Here is a 17,685-nt window from a genome sequence, read left to right on the forward strand (position 1 = left end):
ATACTAAATCCGATTCTGAAAACACATGTTTAGATGAGAAAATCTAAATGGACTCAAAACCTTCTGCCCTCTGCCCTCTGCCCTCTGCCATCCCTCAACTCGTAAGTTTTGTGTCTCAACAGGATTTAGTATCACTAGTATTTACCATCAAATCTAAACTTTGGATTTAGCCTACAACTACTCCAGGATTTATTGGTGTAAAGAGGCCATCTGGGGCGAATAGAAGACTTTTTTCAGAAGGTTTCCAAGGATTTTATTATGATAGTCAAAGATAATTTTTACAAGCCTGAGATTGGATAATTGCGAGAGCTGTCAGTTTCAACTTCCCTTTGAACTGCTGCTCGATAAGTATCTACTACATGATTAGGCATAAAATCCCCGTTTTGAGATAAAAACGACCATTCTTGTCCTACATGAACATAAGTCCCGACTGCTTGAGTGGGAGGCACTAAAGTAAAAACATCTGCCAGATTTGCTATTCGGTAACTATTGGGCACTTGTTCAGCATGAAGCGTAGCAAAAGTGGGATCTCCCACCCGTGGGCTAGCATAGGTATAGAGTTGAATTTGTGATTTTAATTTAGGGATATTTAGTGCTAGATCTAAAGCCGCTAAAATTGCCAAGGAAGAACCTAAACTATGTCCGGTAACATAGCAAGGGATTGCCAAATCAAAATTTTGGGCAACTTCTCTGGGAAGAGGCTGTAGAATTCTTTGGTAATTTTTGAGAAATCCTTGATGGACTTTACCAAAATACTGACCGGAAATTGGATCTGTAAAATCTTTTTGAACAGCTGTGAGATTATTGACCCATTCCACTCTGGTTTGAGTTCCGCGAAAGACAATAATATTATTTTCTGGAGAAGTTAAAACGAATCCTAAATATACAGGGGTTTCTTTGGTTAGTTTAACCATCTCGCCAATAGTGTTTCCTACCTGAGTTTCCGCATTGTCCAGATTTCTTTGCAAAGGATCTGAAGAATCACTCCGATTATTCGATATATCAACCATAACAGTTTGGGATGTCTCCGCTTCTTTGCCTTTAAAAGAGGCTATTTGAGTGTAACGATCAAGATTTGAGCTATAGGCAGAAAGACTGTTAATTGAACCATCATAGGTGGGGATTGTTTTCCCAGTTAGATATTGTTGGGTAGCTATTTTACTGCACTGAATTAGAAGCTTTGACAGCTCTCGATCATAGGGAACCTCAGGAGGTTTCAGCTTCAAGGAATCCATAATTTGCTGTCCTTGATAAATTTTTTCAGCATCAGCCTGAAAAGCAGCATTTAGGAGACTTTCCTGGTCTTGTGGCATTTGTTCTTTAGCTAAAGCTTGTAACTGCTTTTGTTTTTGATGTGCTTTATAATCGGCCCCCATTGTGGTAGCGATTCCTGCTGTCAATCCACCCATTAAAAGCTGTCTGCGGTTAAATTTCACTTTGATGCCTCCTTGTTAATTTTTTTGTGGCCACTAGCATAAAATTGATTTGTGTTTTGACCAAGAACCCAAGTTAATGTGAATAGGGCCGCAGCGACTTTCAGGCTACTTACATAAGGAATAAATAATCCAATTGCTAATAAAGTTAACCAGGCCATAAAAGCTATAGCTAAAGCGCCAATAAAACCAAAAACGTAACCTGCAATTGCTAAGATATCTTGTCCTTTGGCAAATTTCCATTTCACTCCAATATCCCAGAGCATTTTAATTAGCAAACTTATGGCTATGAGCAATTTTGCAGTTAGTAGGCCATCAATGGGTATTAGGCCCAAAATAGATATACCAAGAGCATAATCAAAAGCTAAGGCGCGACTTTTCGCTTCCAGTCGTACATAATCACGAGTCTCTTTCATAAAATTTGATTTTTAAGTATTTTTGAGACCGACCAATCCTCTTGACTCAACCTAAATACTAATTCAAAACTATATTAATTAATCATTCCAAAAATTGCGCAATAAGTTTTTGGATATCTTGAGCTGACACAATTTTAATAGAATGTGAACGCTCAAAAGATAGATCGTGCTGAGGAACGGAATCAATAAAGGCAAATCAATTTGCATATTTTATATTTGTAATTCGGCAGTTCGTATTTAATCGTCTAAATTATTAGTAACTGCGGGTTCGAATTCTCTTAAACTAAAGCTCACTAAACCCTCGCTACAACTGATTTTCATAAAAAAACAGCATCTAAAACAGTAGATCAAGGATTTATAACTTACAGTCCCTCTAAAACCCATTGCAACTATCTAAAAAAATTTACTTGATACGGCTTGGTTCTGTGCAAATAAAGACTCGAAGTAACAACCTTCTTGTCCTTGCTTTCTTTGGGAATTATTTTGCAACACCTAAGCTAACAAGAGTCTATTACTAATAATTTACCGGATTAATATTGGCTCACATTGTAACGTTATTGTTTCATTTTGGCAAGTACATTTTTGAAATGCTCTGATTTGACTTTCATTTTCTAGTCTTGGCTGTTATTGATTTTTTAGAACAACTTTAGCTAAAAACAAAATGATGATCTATACTGTTGAAGTATAGTTCCATTAGGAGTATTTTTTGAAAAGAGTAAAAAGAAACAAATTCATTAAGCAACTACATCAAAAAGAAAGACACAAGATAAACGAGAAGATTCAAGCACAGCAGGTTAGAGTCATAGATGAAAATGGGGAACAGGTTGGGATTGAATCTTTAGACCAAGCCTTAACGCTGGCCAAAGAAAAAAATCTAGATTTAGTAGAAATAGCCCCTAAAGCTAATCCTCCAGTTTGCAAATTGATAGATTACGGTAAATACAAGTATCAATTACAAAAGAAAGAATCAGACGCTAAAAAGAACCAACGTGACAACGCAGTCAAAGAATTAAAGATTGGATATAGTACGGATGTTGGTGATTTGAAAACTAAACTCCGACATGCTCGTGGTTTTTTATCTCATGGCAACAAGGTTAAATTCTCTATGAGATTTAGAGGTAGAGAAAAGGCATTTATTCATTTAGGTAAAACCAAACTGGAAGGAATTGTCGCACAATTAGAAGATGTTGCAAAAGTCTATGAGCTTAACCTCAGAAGCAGAAGCCAAATGCACATCACTCTTATTCCCGACTAATATGTATTTTTCAAGAACAAGCCGCGGTCCATGGCGCAAGGTCTGATCGCTTTAGCCTGATAACTAAGGGTTTTCAAACTGGGCGCGGTTTAAGTTGCAACATATCTCATCCCTGGTAATTGAGAAATTAGGCCCATGATTTCTAATTGAGATAAAGAAGCTAATAATTTTCCAGTATCTAAACCTGTTTTTTCTGCGATCGCATCTAGAGAAAGTGATTCAGATCTCATAATCGACATAATTTGGGCTAATTCTGGCTCTAGATGGGAAAAATCTCGTTTTTGTGGTGGTGGGCTGGTGATATTTAGTTTGGAATCTGAAAAATCTAAGGTTAGTTGGGATTTCTTGCTAGAAGGAAAACTGCGATCACCTGTACTAGGATCTAGCATGGGAATGGTTTGCAACATCTCTAGCAAATGAGTTTCACTCAAGATCACATGAGCCCCTCGATTCAATAAATCTAGGCAACCAATCGCTTGTTGATTGTCTAAAGTACCTGGTAATACATAAACATCTCGACAAAAATCATTAGCGAAACGCGCTGTAATTAGGGCCCCAGATTTTTGGGGTGCTTCCATAATTAAAACAGCACGAGATAAACCGGCAATAATCCGATTGCGTGCGGGGAAATTACCTCGTTCTGGCTTAGCTCCCGCAGGATATTCACTCAGAAGTAAACCCTCTTGTTCTAGTTGCTGATAAAGCTTTTGGTTGCTGTGGGGATAAATTCGATCTACTCCTGTCCCTAAAACCGCAATCGTTCTGCGGTTTGCCTTTAGACAACTCCAATGGGCTTCGGCATCAATTCCTGCTGCCATGCCTGAAACAATGATAAATCCTTGTTCGGCTAGGGTTTTAGCGATTTTACGAGTCCAACTTTTTGCATATGCTGTGGGATAACGAGTTCCCACAATTGCGATCGCAGGAACTTTCCCCAAATTTTCTTGAAGATCTACTTGGCCTCGATAGTATAAAACCGGTGGTGGACTAGGAATTTCTAATAATAATCGAGGATAATCTGGATCTGCTGGAGTCCAGAATTGAGGATTATCTTGAAGATGCTTTTCTAATAGTTGAGCAGGATTAATTTTAGGGCGTTCTTCCTGCACTTTAGAGATTATTGCCCCTCCAAAACCTTCTACTTTTCCTAATTCGGCAACTGGCAACTGCCAAGCTTGAGACAGCGAACCAAACTTTTGTTCAATTCTTTTGAGTAAAGTGGGCCCAATTCCTCGGACATGAGACCAGGCTAACCAATAAGCTTTTTCTTGTGACACAGGGGGAAAGGTGTTAGGTTTTAGGTTTTAGGTGTTGGGCAAATGCTGATAAGTAATTAAAAATTTTGCTCTGTAGACTAAAGATTCCCATAGTTATCAAAAATATTTGAGTTTAATCAAAATTAGATCTCTTGCAAAACTATTGTTCTTTGTTCCCCGTTCCCCGTTCCTTACAAGGGTAGGTTTTTTACTTTTAATGTAAAGTTTGATTAAAAACATTGAAAATAAAAAGGCTAGGAGAAATTTTGAGACACTTATTGTGCAAAAAAAACTTTTCTATTGGCTTTTTGATCTAGTTAAAAGTTGTTAATTACTCCTTTGTAAAAAGTCTACCCCTGTGAGGTTCCCCGTTCCCCGTTCCCTGTTCCCGACTTCTGCAAGAAGTCTATTACTAAGATTTACCAGATAAAAAAGCGGAGATTTTCGCGATCGCATTTCGTAAGGTTTCTGGTTCTTGAACTAAAGCAAATCTGACATAACCTTCACCTGATTTGCCAAAACCTGCCCCAGGAGCTAAAGCAACTCCAGTTGCCGCTACTAATTTCGTACAAAAATCAATAGAATTATTTTGCCAAGGTTCGGGTAATTTCGCCCAGATATACATTGTGGCTTCTGGTTTAGAGACTTGCCACCCGATACTATCTAATGCAGTAATAGCAGCATCTCTCCGGGTTTGAAAAATATTTACCGTTTCGGTAACAGGAGTTTGCGAACCAGATAAGGCGACGATCGCACCATTTAAAATTCCTAAATATTGATTAAAATCAACCACTGCTTTAATTTGCCGTAAAGCTTTAATCAGTTCTCGATTGCCAATGGCATAACCAACCCGAAATCCTCCCATGCCATAGGATTTGGAGAGGGAGAAAAATTCAATAGAAATTTCCTTGTTCGGATCAGCTTGCAAAATTGACGGGGGTTTTGCTGCATTCTCAAATATCAAATCTACATAGGGAAAATCGTGAACTAGGACTAAATCATGTTGACGACAAAAAGCTACTGCCGATTCGAAAAAAGCTAGAGGTGCGATCGCGGTAGTCGGATTATGGGGATAACTCAAAACCATCATTTTGGCTTGAGTCAATACTTCAGCAGGAATATCTTCAAACACAGGCAAAAACTGATTTTCTGCGAGCAAAGGCATAGTATAGATTTGCCCTCCTGCGAGATAAACTCCTCCTGCATGGGAAGGGTAACCAGGATCGAGTAATAAAGCGATATCCCCAGGATTGAGAATTGCTAGGGGGAAATGGGCCGTCGCTTCTTGGGAGCCAATCAGTTGCAATACTTCGGTTTCTGGATCTACGGCAATGCCGAATCTTTCTGTGTACCAAGCTGCTGCGGTTTCTCGAAATTTTCTGGTGCCATTGAAGAGGAGATAGCCATGGGTATTGCGATCGCGTAAAGAATCTGCGATCGCGCTCAGAATATTATCAGCCACTGGCAAATCTGATGAACCTAGAGAAAGATCGATAATCTCTTTTCCCTGTTCTCTTGCTAGCGTTTTCGCTCGATCCATATCGGCAAATACATTATTTGCAAGGGGTTGTATGCGATCGGCAAATTTCATATTCTTCCTTTAGGTCAATCAAATCAATGACTTAATAAATTAACGAGCTTACTCTTAGTTAATCTACTATATTTTTTCAGCTTACGTTGCCTAGCAAGCTTTCTTAATTCTGTGATAGTTAAAGTATTTAAAATTTTAGGATCTTTAATATCATCAGGCATAGATTCAGGAGTAAGATAAAAAACTTTTTCTAAGGCTTTGATCTTTTTACCTGCGGTAATGCCACATTTTAATTTGGTAATGGGCTTTAAGTCCTGCCAATATTGACGAGGCGACTCATCAATTCTGTTAGTTGCGACAGGTAGCTTTACTCTTTTAAGAACAGTATCTGGTTGTTCTATTAAATACTCCAAGGCAGATTTGATTTCATCTCTAGATGCTGTGGATAAATTAATTTTGGGGATTTCTTCTCCTGCAAGCATTTTAGTTACTTTGGCCGTTTGCTCGCTATCGTCAGCAATAATGCACCATACTTTTTCTAGTCCTGCGGCCTCAGCTACGGCATAAATAAAAGAATTACCAATAACTTGGTAGCTATCTTCAGCAAGTTCTTTAACGACTAAAGGTATCCAGTTTCTCCCATCTGTATTATGTAATTCTTTAGCTGTTGCTGTAATAAGATACTCAGGAGTTTTGGCTATTTCACCAGGTTCAATTATCTCCAAATCTAGATACATTAAATTACCAATGTCACTTAAATTACTCATTGTAAAAAATACTCCTTGGCTAATTCTGTGTAATAACTATATGCGACGCTACTTTTATATACAGCTGGTGTCTTTTCGCAAATAGCTGAAGCTATGTATGCACTATAAGGTAACTTAAAAACTTTAGTACTTTCCTCAATATCATAATGGGAGAAAAAATAATAAGTTAGATCGTATTTATATTCACTTTTAAATTTATCAACAATTAAATCAATTTCTATTTTAGCTCTTTTTCTGGATGCATTTGTAACGGTTGTTTCATTATTAAAAAAAATAGGTAAAGCAGATACTCCCCATTCTATCCCTTCCGTTTTTTCTTGTCTAATTTTTTGAATTTGAGGAATATATTTTTGAATAGTAACTGCCGCATTTTGTAAAGAACAAATATTATTGTGCTTGGTTGGAATTAGCACAACATCTGAGGCATAAACAGCACCTATGCTAAAGAATCTCCAGTTTGGAGGAGTATCAATCAAAATATAATCATAGTCAGATTTTAAGCTATCTAATTTTTTACGAAAACTATAGAAGCTAAATTCTTTACGTAGATTGTCTTCAGGAAATTGAGCTAATTGATCATCAACAGGAATGACATCAAAACTAAAACATATTCCTCCTTTAAATTGTTTTGTATAAGGACTAATTACCTTTTTTAAGCTTATAGTATCTTTTTTGTCTCTTAGGCAATCATATAATGACTGTGTTCCTGGCTTAATATTCAAAGAATTAGTTAAATCTCTTTGATTAGGATCGAAATCTATAACTAAGACTTTTTTATTTTTTCTCGTTAATGCCGCAGCGAGATTTATTACTGTTGTTGTTTTTCCTACCCCACCTTTATTGTTATAAACAGCTACTGTTAAGGCTCTTGAAGGGTTTTCAATCTTATTCCTAATTTTACGAGTAATATCAACGATATTTTCAGGATTAATTTCTAAACAAGAAGTTGCAGGATAAATTGCTTTGCCGTGTTTCCTAAATAACTGAATATGCTTTGAGTTAGTAATAATACCCCATTGTGCAGATTTACAATTAGAGCCTAGTAAATAACTTTTTAGCTGATTAACTGTTGTTTTATATTGAGGCTTATCACAAGCAATATCTATATTTCTTCCTTTTAACTCTACTAGGATATGAGGATTAACTTTGTCATTCAAAAAAATATTGTCTTCAGCATTATGGCGAAGTGCATAATCGACCCTAAGTCTTCCCTCAGTTATAAATTCTGGTTTTCTTTCTAGCAAAGCAAATCCTAGCGCATCAAAAAATGTTGGCATAAAGATTATCTTGACTACTTCCTCTATTGCAAATTCTGGAAGATTTTGTAGTGTTTCTACCAGTGTTTTTTCAATCTCTGGTGATATTTGACGAGTTGGAGACTTGAACCCTTGTGCTTGAATAATCCGCTTGATTCCTTTTTGTGACCAATTGCATACATTGGCTATCCGCATAATCGCTTCTTGTTCAGGGAGCCCAAATAAACCTTGCTTATAAAATGTAGTCAGGATTTGTTGCATAACTTGCGATCGCTGTTCATTGATCGTTGCATTCGCAATATAGTCAACTGTGAGATTAGGATTATTTTGAGCCAAAATTTTGTTCATCTTGGCTTTAGTCAGCTCTGAAATATTTCTGCGATCGCCTAATTCTTTCAGGTACTGCAATTTTTCAGAATCAATTTGCCGATCCGCACAGACTATGTGAGTAAGCACAAGAAACCCGTAGTCTAGTTTCTCTTGCACAAGAGTGGGTGAGTAAGTCATTGGTAAGCAATAAGAAATATTGAATTAAACTTGATTTCATATATGCTTATAGTTCCCAACTTAAGTAGCAAAATTTAGTATCTCAATAATTCAGACGACAATCTTGCAAAGATTCTAAATTCTGACAGAATTCAATTTTGTAGACGGCAAGATAAATAAAAGATTATTTTTACAACTTCTTCTTATGATCCCAACTATGCTTAGGATCATAATCACGATCAGCATAATTAGCGATTAACTGATTACAATCTGGAGGGTCAAAAGCCCCAGGATCTGAGCCTTCAGGAGGAGCAATGTTACAAAGCAGTTGCTCTATCAGAAAAGCGCAGTCTCGATCTGACTCTGAACCGTCAGGCATTTTAGTATTGCAGATAAATGCTGTTCGGAGCTGTTCTTCAGTAATATTTTCAGCCGTTTCAAGATTGGTATAGGCAAAAACAGCCTCTTGAAGGCTAGCATCTCGAAAATCAGTTTTATCGAGAATTGTATTATTAAATTTCACATTATTCAAATTAGAGCCACCCCCCAAAAAAGCCTGACTAAGATTGGCATTTTCCAAATCTGCATAATGTAAATCAATAGCATTCATAATAGTCTCACTCAAATCTATATTGGCTAAATTTGACCAACTTAAGATGCCGCTTTGACTTTCGGAGCCTGGCAAGGGGGTCGCTAATCCTGTCGATCGCAAAAACAACATCAGGGAATTGCGTCTTTGAGCATCCAAATCTCTAAGAGTAGACTCCGTAAGAGATTGCGCCACTACCTTAACCTCGGAAAATTCATCAGCTGTAGTTAATCCTTTATCGATCAGTAGTTCTGATATTTGCGCGATATACCCTCTAAATAATCTTTGTTGATATTGCTCCTCCACCGCTGCTTCCTGGACTTTTTCGGCGGCGGCACTCACCAGATATCCGCCAAAAGAAAATATGACAGGAATAATGAGTAACTCCAACCAATCCCACAAGGTCTTTTCTGTAATACTGGAAGCATTGAAAAATTTTCTTGTTTGTTCTTCTGGTGAGTCAGACATCGCAATTTTTTCCCTCATTTACTTGTCGGCAAAAGTACCATCGATATCTCAGACTGCCAAGATTATGAATTCGCCCAAAGACTGGAGCGAAAGGATTTTCCAGGAATTTAAACCTGATCGCCCGATATATTGTTACAATTGTTTACAAATCTTCCTAAGGTCAGCCCCAATCCCATGGTTCAAAAAACATTAACATCTGCTCCTGCCCTGCCTCAATCAGATCTCAGCGATGTCTCCCCTCTTGATAAGGCTGAGTCTAGTTTTGCTCCTGAAACGACAGTTGATATCGATATCGAAGAACCAAATGCGGAATGGCGCTATGACTCAGAGAGGATTAACCGCAAATATCGCCGACGTCCCTTTCAAGTTTTATCTAGACTAATCAACATTGTCTTTTGCTTTGCCTCTTACGCGATCGCTTCTTGGTGGGACAAGATTAGAGGGACTGCTGAGAAGAACGAACGCTCTAGAGCAATTCAACTGCGATCAATCTTAACCAAACTCGGCCCTGCCTATATCAAAGTAGGACAAGCTCTATCCACCAGACCCGATTTGGTCTCTCCTGTTTATCTAGAAGAACTCGCCAAACTACAAGATCAATTACCGTCCTTCCCTAACGAACTTGCTTTTCGCTTCATCGAGGAAGAGTTAGGCCAAGCACCAGAAAATATTTACGCAGAATTATCAGAAGAGCCGATCGCCGCAGCATCTCTGGGGCAAGTATATAAAGGAAAACTCAAGACAGGGGAAGTTGTTGCAGTAAAAGTGCAACGTCCTGATTTGATGCGTCGCATTGCCTTAGATATATTTATCATGCGATCGCTCGCTAGTTGGGTTCAAAACAATATCAAGCAGGTCAGATCCAATCTCATTGCCATTACCGACGAACTAGCAGAAAGAATTTTTGAAGAGGTTAACTACACTCAAGAAGGGCGCAACGCCGAAAGATTTAAAAACCTCTACGGTTACATGGAAGAAATCTATGTTCCCAAAATTTATTGGGAATATACAGGGCGTCGAGTGTTGACCATGGAATGGATCACGGGAACCAAACTGACTAATATAGAGGAAGTGCAAGCCCAAGGCATTGATGCGACTCATTTAGTAGAAGTCGGTGTCGAATGTTCCCTCAGACAATTGTTAGAACATGGGTTTTTCCATGCCGACCCCCATCCTGGGAACTTATTAGCCATGCCTGATGGCCGACTAGCCTATCTAGATTTTGGCATGATGAGTCGGATTAAGCCCTATCAACGTTATGGTTTGATTGAGGCAATTGTCCATTTGGTTAATCGAGATTTTGAATCCTTAGCAACTGACTATGTCAAATTAGACTTTTTGACTCCTGATACGGATCTCAAGCCAATTATTCCCGCTTTAACCAATGTTTTTGGCAATGCTTTAGGTGCTAGTGTTGCTGAGTTGAACTTTAAGAGCATTACTGATCAGATGTCGGCAATGATGTACGAATTTCCCTTTCGTGTCCCTGCCTATTATGCTCTGATTATTCGTTCAATGGTAACTCTAGAAGGAATTGCGATCGGTATTGAACCCGATTTTAAAGTTCTCAGTAAGGCTTATCCCTATGTAGCAAAACGTTTATTAACCGATCCAGCTCCCGAATTGCGGAACTCTCTTAAGGATTTACTCTTTAAAGAAGAAGGTTTCCGTTGGCATCGTTTAGAGAACTTGATGCGCAATGCTAATAACTCTGTAGATTATGACTTTGACAAGATAGTTAATCAGGCTTTGGATTATTTATTCTCTGAAAGAGGGACTTATATACGCGATCGCTTGGCTGATGAGATTGTGAATACTTTAGATAATCTAGGACGCAAAACTTGGATCAATGTCTCAGCTACTGTGCGTCAGCGAGTGGGCTTAGCTGTACAAGAAATTCCCGCAGAATTACAGGAAGATTCCTATGCGGTTACTCATCTCAAAAATATTTTGGGACTTTTGCAACAGACCCCAGGGTTTGATCCCACTCGCGTAGTTTCCGTTGTCGTCAAAATAATCTCTAAACCTGAAACTCAGCAGCTTGGACAAACTGTAGCCGGAAAATTCACTCAAAAAATGGCAGCAAGATTAATCAGGAATTTGTTGTTGGAAAGAACCCATGCCAGCTAGTAAGTATCTAGTGTAGATTTTGAGTTTTGGGGTGTTAGGTGATTTCTGGGAAAGAACATACCATTGACGTAGGGGCGATTCGCGAATCGTCCTTACAGATTATCGGTAAATCTGATCAAAACCTGGTACAAATATTTTGAGAAATCGCCTTAGTTTTTTGTGACAAGATAAAGCTTAAAATTCCCTAGTTAAGATTCCCAAAGTTTTGACAAGGTAACAACTTGATATCCTTGCTGTCTGAGTTTGGGCAGCAATGTCTCAAGAACTTCTACCGTGTTACTAGTACGCTTTAGATCTCCCCCATGGAGCAATAAAATTGAGCCAGGAAAGATAAATCTAGATAAGTATTTTATGGTAAATCTCGGGTTATTAACTATAGGCAAAGTATCTAAGGGCAGCATAGAAGCCAAAGCAAATTTATCGTAATAGCTGGTCATCTCCCGCAAAACTTTGAACATGCAACCATTGTAAAAAGCTCTACCAGGGCGGAACCACCGAATATTATCTTCAATTGAATTTGAGGACAGTATTTCATGTAATTGATTCATCTCAGCTCTAAACTTATCAATTCCCAACAAAACATGAAAGTGATCTAGTTGCCCATGATTACCAATTTCATGACCCTTGCTTAATATCTCTTCGAGTATTTTAGGATCTTTAACTTTGTCTGTAATAACAAAGAAAGTTGCTCTGACTTTTTCCTGCTCATTTGTTATTTCCTGGTTAAAATTATCAATTATATGAAGGATTTTGAATGTACTCGAGTCACCAACATCATCAATTGTTAATGAAACTACTGGCGATGATGTTTGCTTGTAAAATACGGCATTCGAAAATAATTTAGAGATACCTACAACAATATTGCCTGTGATGGAATTCATAATAAATAAGGTGATACCAATTTAAGAGAAGAGTAAGACACTGGATTCAGTTTCTTGTTCTCCGTTCCCGATTCCCGATTCCCTGTTCCCTGTTCCCCAAAACAGTATCTTATATATCTCACTAATTAAAGAAGGTCTATAGTGCTACCGATGAAGAAGTTTCTTGTTCCAAAAATGCCCAAAGCTGAGGGTCATTAAAATCTTTGATCACCATATTGGCTCCTGCTGCTAGTAATAATTTGGGATCATGAGTTGATGCGACCCCAATAGTATAAATTCCCGCAGCTACAGCAGAACAAATGCCTGTGGTAGAGTCTTCAAACGCGATCGCATTACTACTAGCTACACCAACTTTCTCTAAACCTAATTTATAAGGAGCAGGATCTGGTTTTCCTGGAGGTGCATCATCAGATACGACCACAATGGGAAATGTTTCGGTTAGTTGCAATGCTTCCAACATATGTTCGGCGTTTTCCCTGGGTGCATTAGTCACAACAGCGCGCCTTAAGGGTATTTGATCAGTCAAAGCAATAATTTTTTCCAAGCCGGGTGTGGGGGACAAAGTTTTGGCTTGTTTTCTATACATTGCTTCTTTATCGATGCCCATTTGCTCACCTTCCTGGGCTGATAATGTAGGTAAAATCTTAGCTACAACTTGAGCATTGGTATTACCTGAAATGTTCTTCTGATAAAAATCTTGATCTAGTTCGATATCATAGTCTTTGAGGATATTGTGCCAAAGTTTAAAATGTATCGGGTCAGTATTGGCCAAAGTTCCGTCTAAATCGAACAGAATTGCAGATAGCATAAATTCTCTAGTTTTTAGGTTATTTTTTACAGAATTCACCAAATATTAAGCCCTATTCCTTCTCTCAGGGACAAGCTCAATGGTCTTCTTGGTAATTATTAACATTAATCATGTTACCTGTCTGTATCTTACAAAACTAGAGAAATTCTTGACTATTCATCAGTCACAACTGACTCGGTTGCAGTTGGAGCTTGAGATATCTTTTCTAGACCCACAGAAGTTAATAAATCCTGCCAATTAGATGCTAAATTTTGATTTTGTGGTTCTGCTGTTTTGAGTTGGGCTAAAGTAGCAACTGTTTCATACCAAATGCCAGCTTTGCCATAGATAATAGCAGCTTCCAGGGGACTAGCAGTTTTTAGGCGATCGCGTATGGCTGCATCTAGTGCTGTTCGTCGAATTTGGCCTTCAATTATCGGTGCATCTGGATGTAATTGACCATCACACATAATGGCTAATGCCCACTGGTAATTTGTCCCTATTTCTAAAGGAGGTGCAATCTCAGGAAGAGACAAACTAATTACGCCACCTTGATTATTGATTGGCAGAATAGTTTGATAATGTTCGTTGTTATTTTCGTCCCGCCAGCTAAAGAGCGCTTTGTTCGCAGAAGTCTGAGGTAAATAAGCTAATACTGTGGGATGAGAAGCAGCAGTTAAAGCTTGTTCTGAAATAGGAAGCAAAGGCGAAAAAGGTAAATCAACATTTTCTGCCTGTTGGAGACATTTTCCAATTCCACGGGATGCTCCTGCTTGACTGGTTTTAGGTTTGTCCCCCATTGGAGGGTCAAACATAACTTTATATGGTGTGGCAGAAACCCCATGAGCATTAGTATTTTCTTGAGCAATCACTTTACTTGACGAAGAGGACGTACTCAAAATGGCCAAGGCGCAAAAAATAAGTAGAGAGTTAACTCTCAATAGATTACTTTTCATTTTTACAAAAGATATTAAATAGATAATTCAATTAACTCAATTGTAAGCTAGCAATTAATAAAATACGACAAATTAACTGTAAAAGTTTGATGATTATTTACCAAAAAAATATGTGCTCAACTCCGAGAAAATACTGAATTCCAATTACATTTCTGGCTCCTCTTTAACCTCTTCGACACAGATGGCGTCGGCTTCTGGCTTATACAATTGAATAATTTTTTCTTGCAATAGTATTACTACACGGTTGTCTAAGGAAAGACTATCGAGGACAACAAATTTTTTCCCAGGCGTTAATCCCACAGCAATTAACTTGCCAACATAACCGCCATAAGCCTTCTCGTAGCCAACTACCGTAGCAATTGTACCTAGAGATAATTCTCTAATCTTGGTTCGAACTTGCATCTAATGTACTCTTTTTCTAAAAATAACGAAGACAATCACCAACTGGTATTACCGGCAATCGGGGATATGTTTGCAATCAGCCGATAGAATACTATCTCTAGTAATATCACAATCTCAGCTTATTAGTAACAATTATCAAATACCTTTGATTGATTTCTCCCCTTATTCTGCGATCGCAATACGGAATTAATCCTTAAGTTGAGCCTGAATCCAATGCGGGTATATCCCTGAAAAGGCTACTGTTGTGTGATTGTAGTAAAATTCTGAATTTATAATAAAAAAATTTTTAGTTGAGAATTAATAGCAAAAAATGTAATATGATAATTCACAACTGGGAAAAACCAGAGATAAAAAAACGAGGAACCGGGCAGATTTGCCCTAATTCCTCAAGTGATTAAAATAACGTATGTCAATGTTATCAAAAAATAGGTACCAACGGGGCTCAATTCGCTCCTTAGTGCGATCGCTATGCTTAGGTGCGATCGCCTTATCGATAGTCGGGATCGATTCTGTTAAAGCCAATCAAAATCTTGCAACCCCAACTCAGCAAGTCGCAGTACTCTCTGGTGTCGATCTTGACCCTTATATAGAAACCTATGCTGAGCTAGTTTATTTAAATTATCGTGATTCTCACACCCAGGCTGCAGCGATGGCAGGTGCGATTTCTGACTTTTTGGCTCAGCCCAACGAAACTACTCATAGCGAGGCTAAAACTGCTTGGATCAAAGCGAGACAAAGCTATCTCCAAACAGAAGCTTTTCGGTTTTATGAAGGCCCTATAGACTATATTGACTCCGAGACCGGAGAAGAAGGGCCAGAAGGTCGCATCAATGCTTGGCCGATGAACGAAGCCTTTATCGATTATGTTAAAGGGAAGTCAGATGCTGGGTTGATTAATAATCCAGATTTTGAGGTTTCTCTAGAAGGCATTTTAGAAAACGATCAAGTCACGGATGAAGCCGATGTGACAACGGGTTGGCACGCGATCGAGTTTTTGTTATGGGGACAGGATTTTAATGATCAAGGCCCTGGCCAACGCAGTTACGAAGATTTCATCCCCGATCAAGGCAATAATAATCGCCGGCGCGAATATCTCCAACTGGTGACAGTTCAGTTGCTCGAAGACTTGGCTTTTCTTGAGGAATCCTGGAAGCCTGGGGCCGATAATTTTCGGGCTGAATTTGTCAATAGTGATCCCCAAGAAAATATCAGTAAAATATTCACTTCCCTCGCAACACTTAGTGCCTTTGAAATATCCTCGGAACGTATGGCAGTTGCCCTAGATAGTGGTAATCAAGAGGACGAACATTCCTGCTTTAGTGATACGACGTATCAGGATTTTGTTTACAATACCCAGGGTATTTACAATGTCTACACCGGGAACTACCAAGATTATCAAGGACAAGGGTTCGATGAGCTTGTAAGCGAGATTAATCCTGATTTGAATCAACAAATGATTGCCGCACTGGATAAGACTCAGAGCTCGGTTGTGAATATCGCTCAGCCCTTTGATCAGGTGTTAGCATCTCCCGCAGGTAGTCCAGAAAGAGAAGATGTTGAGGCGGCAATTACAAGTCTTGAGGATCAAGCTGAAATGTTTCAACAAGTTGGTAATGCTCTAGGAATTGAAGTAGAAATCTTGGCAGAATGATCACAAAGCGCCCATTGTTAGTTTTGCTCGCTGCTCTGACCGCAATTATTATTATTACTTTCCCCAGAGTAGGCACCACAAGTCAGCTTTCGATAACAGAAAATCGGACGGCGCTTTCTGGTGGCGAGCTAGCAACTGTTTTCAAGAAAACTCAAACAGCTTTTGCCCAACCGATTACAAATCTGGACCGCGATCGCAGAAGGGTTTTTAATTTTGGGGATCATCTGTTTAATACTAAATGGGTCGAAGCGCCTAGTTCTGTAGCGACTTTGGATGGTTTGGGGCCCTTATTCAATCGCAGTTCTTGTGCTGGTTGTCATATCCGAGATGGCAGAGGCCGCCCTCCTTTACCCCATGAAGAGCTAATGCTTTCTAAGCTGATTCGCTTGAGTGTTCCTGGTGAAGATGACAATGGTGGGCCGTTACCTCATCCGACTTATGGAGGGCAACTACAAGAACAAGGAATTTTGGGTGTTAAGTCTGAAGGAAAAACTCTGATTACTTGGCAAGAAGAACCAGGAAAATTTGCCGATGGCACTAGTTTTAGTCTGCGTCGTCCTAGCTATGAATTTACCAACTTGGCCTATGGAGCTTTAGGCGAAGATGCTCTGTTTTCCCCCCGAGTTGCACCGGCGGTTTTTGGACTGGCTCTGCTGGAGAACATTCGGGAAGCAGATATCTTGCAAAATGCCGACCCAGGCGATCGCGATCGCGACGGGATTTCTGGACGTCCTAACTATGTCTGGGATGTAGAGCAGCAAAGCAAAAGTTTAGGTCGTTTTGGTTGGAAGGCAAATCAACCCAATCTCAAACAGCAAATTGCTGGGGCTTTTAATGGCGATCTTGGTTTAACAACCTCATTATTTCCTAGCGCAAGTTGTAGTGAGGAGCAAACCCAATGTCAAAAAGAAAAAATGTTAGGGGAGCAACCGGAGGTCAGCGATGAATTTTTAGATAAAGTTACCACTTATGTTAGCCTACTTGCTGTACCGGCAAGGCGTAATTTAGCAGGAGACCAAGAACAGTTGGGAGAAAAGCTTTTTTATGAAGCTCAATGTATTGCTTGTCATACCCCAAGACAAGTCACGGGAAATGCTTCTGTCCATGAAGAATTTAACAATCAAGTCATTCATTCTTATACGGATTTGCTCTTGCATGATATGGGAGAAGATCTAGCGGATAATCGTCCCGATTTTTTAGCTAATGGTCAAGAATGGCGCACGCCACCACTCTGGGGCATTGGTCTGGTGAAAAATGTTAACAAACATACTTTTTTCCTCCATGATGGACGAGCTCGCAATTTGACCGAAGCAATTTTGTGGCATGGTGGCGAAGCTGAAGCTGCTAAAGAATTTGTCCTGAAGCTATCACAAACTGAACGAGATGCTTTAATCACATTTCTCAATTCACTCTGAGATGGC

The 17,685-nt window shown here is 39.0% G+C and carries 15 protein-coding genes; 4 read left to right on the plus strand and 11 right to left on the minus strand.

Going from position 1 to position 17,685, the window contains the following annotated elements; all coding sequences use genetic code 11:
* Positions 1–278: 278 nt before the first annotated feature.
* Together XEN7305_RS13055 and XEN7305_RS13060 are read right to left on the minus strand one after the other, a co-directional pair.
* On the minus strand, positions 279–1,436 hold the full coding sequence (locus XEN7305_RS13055) for a DUF2974 domain-containing protein (protein WP_006509914.1): 1,158 nt from the start codon (positions 1,434–1,436) through the stop codon (positions 279–281).
* The gene (locus XEN7305_RS13060) at positions 1,433–1,849 is read right to left on the minus strand and encodes a hypothetical protein (protein WP_006509915.1); all 417 of its coding nucleotides are present in this window, start codon (positions 1,847–1,849) and stop codon (positions 1,433–1,435) included. The genes XEN7305_RS13055 and XEN7305_RS13060 overlap by 4 nt, the downstream gene beginning before the upstream one ends.
* 706 nt (positions 1,850–2,555) lie before the next feature.
* On the opposite strand from XEN7305_RS13060, the gene infC reads away from it, so the two are divergent.
* Positions 2,556–3,104 (plus strand): translation initiation factor IF-3, encoded by a 549-nt coding sequence (gene infC, locus XEN7305_RS13065; RefSeq protein WP_006509916.1) that lies wholly within the window; start codon positions 2,556–2,558, stop codon positions 3,102–3,104.
* 89 nt (positions 3,105–3,193) lie between these two features.
* Here the strand turns inward: infC and dprA are convergent, their stop codons facing one another.
* From dprA to XEN7305_RS13090, 5 genes are all read right to left on the minus strand, one after another.
* Positions 3,194–4,381, minus strand: a complete 1,188-nt coding sequence (gene dprA, locus XEN7305_RS13070; protein WP_006509917.1) for a DNA-processing protein DprA — start codon at positions 4,379–4,381, stop codon at positions 3,194–3,196.
* Positions 4,382–4,772: 391 nt separating this feature from the next.
* Positions 4,773–5,951: an LL-diaminopimelate aminotransferase gene (locus tag XEN7305_RS13075; protein WP_006509918.1), complete on the minus strand. Its 1,179-nt coding sequence runs from the start codon at positions 5,949–5,951 to the stop codon at positions 4,773–4,775.
* Positions 5,952–5,974: 23 nt separating this feature from the next.
* Positions 5,975–6,658 carry a Rho termination factor gene (locus tag XEN7305_RS13080; protein ID WP_006509919.1) on the minus strand — a complete coding sequence of 228 codons (684 nt, stop codon included), beginning with the start codon at positions 6,656–6,658 and terminating at the stop codon, positions 5,975–5,977.
* Entirely contained in the window at positions 6,655–8,421 is a 1,767-nt protein-coding gene (locus tag XEN7305_RS13085) for an AAA family ATPase (protein WP_006509920.1), read from the minus strand. Before XEN7305_RS13085 ends, XEN7305_RS13080 begins: the two co-directional genes overlap by 4 nt.
* 169 nt (positions 8,422–8,590) lie before the next feature.
* Entirely contained in the window at positions 8,591–9,457 is an 867-nt protein-coding gene (locus XEN7305_RS13090; protein ID WP_158500399.1) for a pentapeptide repeat-containing protein, read from the minus strand.
* A 174-nt stretch (positions 9,458–9,631) separates the two neighbouring features.
* On the opposite strand from XEN7305_RS13090, the gene XEN7305_RS13095 reads away from it, so the two are divergent.
* A complete protein-coding gene (locus XEN7305_RS13095; RefSeq protein ID WP_006509922.1) occupies positions 9,632–11,587 on the plus strand; it encodes an AarF/ABC1/UbiB kinase family protein in 1,956 nt (651 codons plus the stop codon).
* A gap of 188 nt (positions 11,588–11,775) precedes the next feature.
* Here XEN7305_RS13095 and XEN7305_RS13100 read toward each other — a convergent pair whose 3' ends face one another.
* The 4 genes from XEN7305_RS13100 to XEN7305_RS13115 all read right to left on the minus strand — a co-directional run bounded on the left by XEN7305_RS13100 (position 11,776) and on the right by XEN7305_RS13115 (position 14,613).
* Entirely contained in the window at positions 11,776–12,468 is a 693-nt protein-coding gene (locus tag XEN7305_RS13100) for a polysaccharide deacetylase family protein (RefSeq protein ID WP_006509923.1), read from the minus strand.
* A gap of 136 nt (positions 12,469–12,604) precedes the next feature.
* Entirely contained in the window at positions 12,605–13,276 is a 672-nt protein-coding gene (locus XEN7305_RS13105; protein ID WP_006509924.1) for an HAD family phosphatase, read from the minus strand.
* Between the two features lie 152 nt (positions 13,277–13,428).
* Complete coding sequence (locus XEN7305_RS13110) at positions 13,429–14,211, minus strand: DUF928 domain-containing protein (RefSeq protein ID WP_006509925.1); 783 nt, start codon at positions 14,209–14,211, stop codon at positions 13,429–13,431.
* 144 nt (positions 14,212–14,355) lie between these two features.
* Entirely contained in the window at positions 14,356–14,613 is a 258-nt protein-coding gene (locus XEN7305_RS13115) for a FeoA family protein (RefSeq protein WP_006509926.1), read from the minus strand.
* 406 nt (positions 14,614–15,019) lie between these two features.
* On the opposite strand from XEN7305_RS13115, the gene XEN7305_RS13120 reads away from it, so the two are divergent.
* Together XEN7305_RS13120 and XEN7305_RS13125 are read left to right on the plus strand one after the other, a co-directional pair.
* The gene (locus XEN7305_RS13120) at positions 15,020–16,264 is read left to right on the plus strand and encodes an imelysin family protein (RefSeq protein ID WP_202951277.1); all 1,245 of its coding nucleotides are present in this window, start codon (positions 15,020–15,022) and stop codon (positions 16,262–16,264) included.
* The gene (locus tag XEN7305_RS13125; protein ID WP_006509928.1) at positions 16,261–17,679 is read left to right on the plus strand and encodes a di-heme oxidoredictase family protein; all 1,419 of its coding nucleotides are present in this window, start codon (positions 16,261–16,263) and stop codon (positions 17,677–17,679) included. Before XEN7305_RS13120 ends, XEN7305_RS13125 begins: the two co-directional genes overlap by 4 nt.
* Positions 17,680–17,685 lie beyond the last annotated feature (6 nt).

Origin of the sequence: Xenococcus sp. PCC 7305 (assembly GCF_000332055.1) — a bacterium.
GTDB lineage: Bacteria > Cyanobacteriota > Cyanobacteriia > Cyanobacteriales > Xenococcaceae > Xenococcus.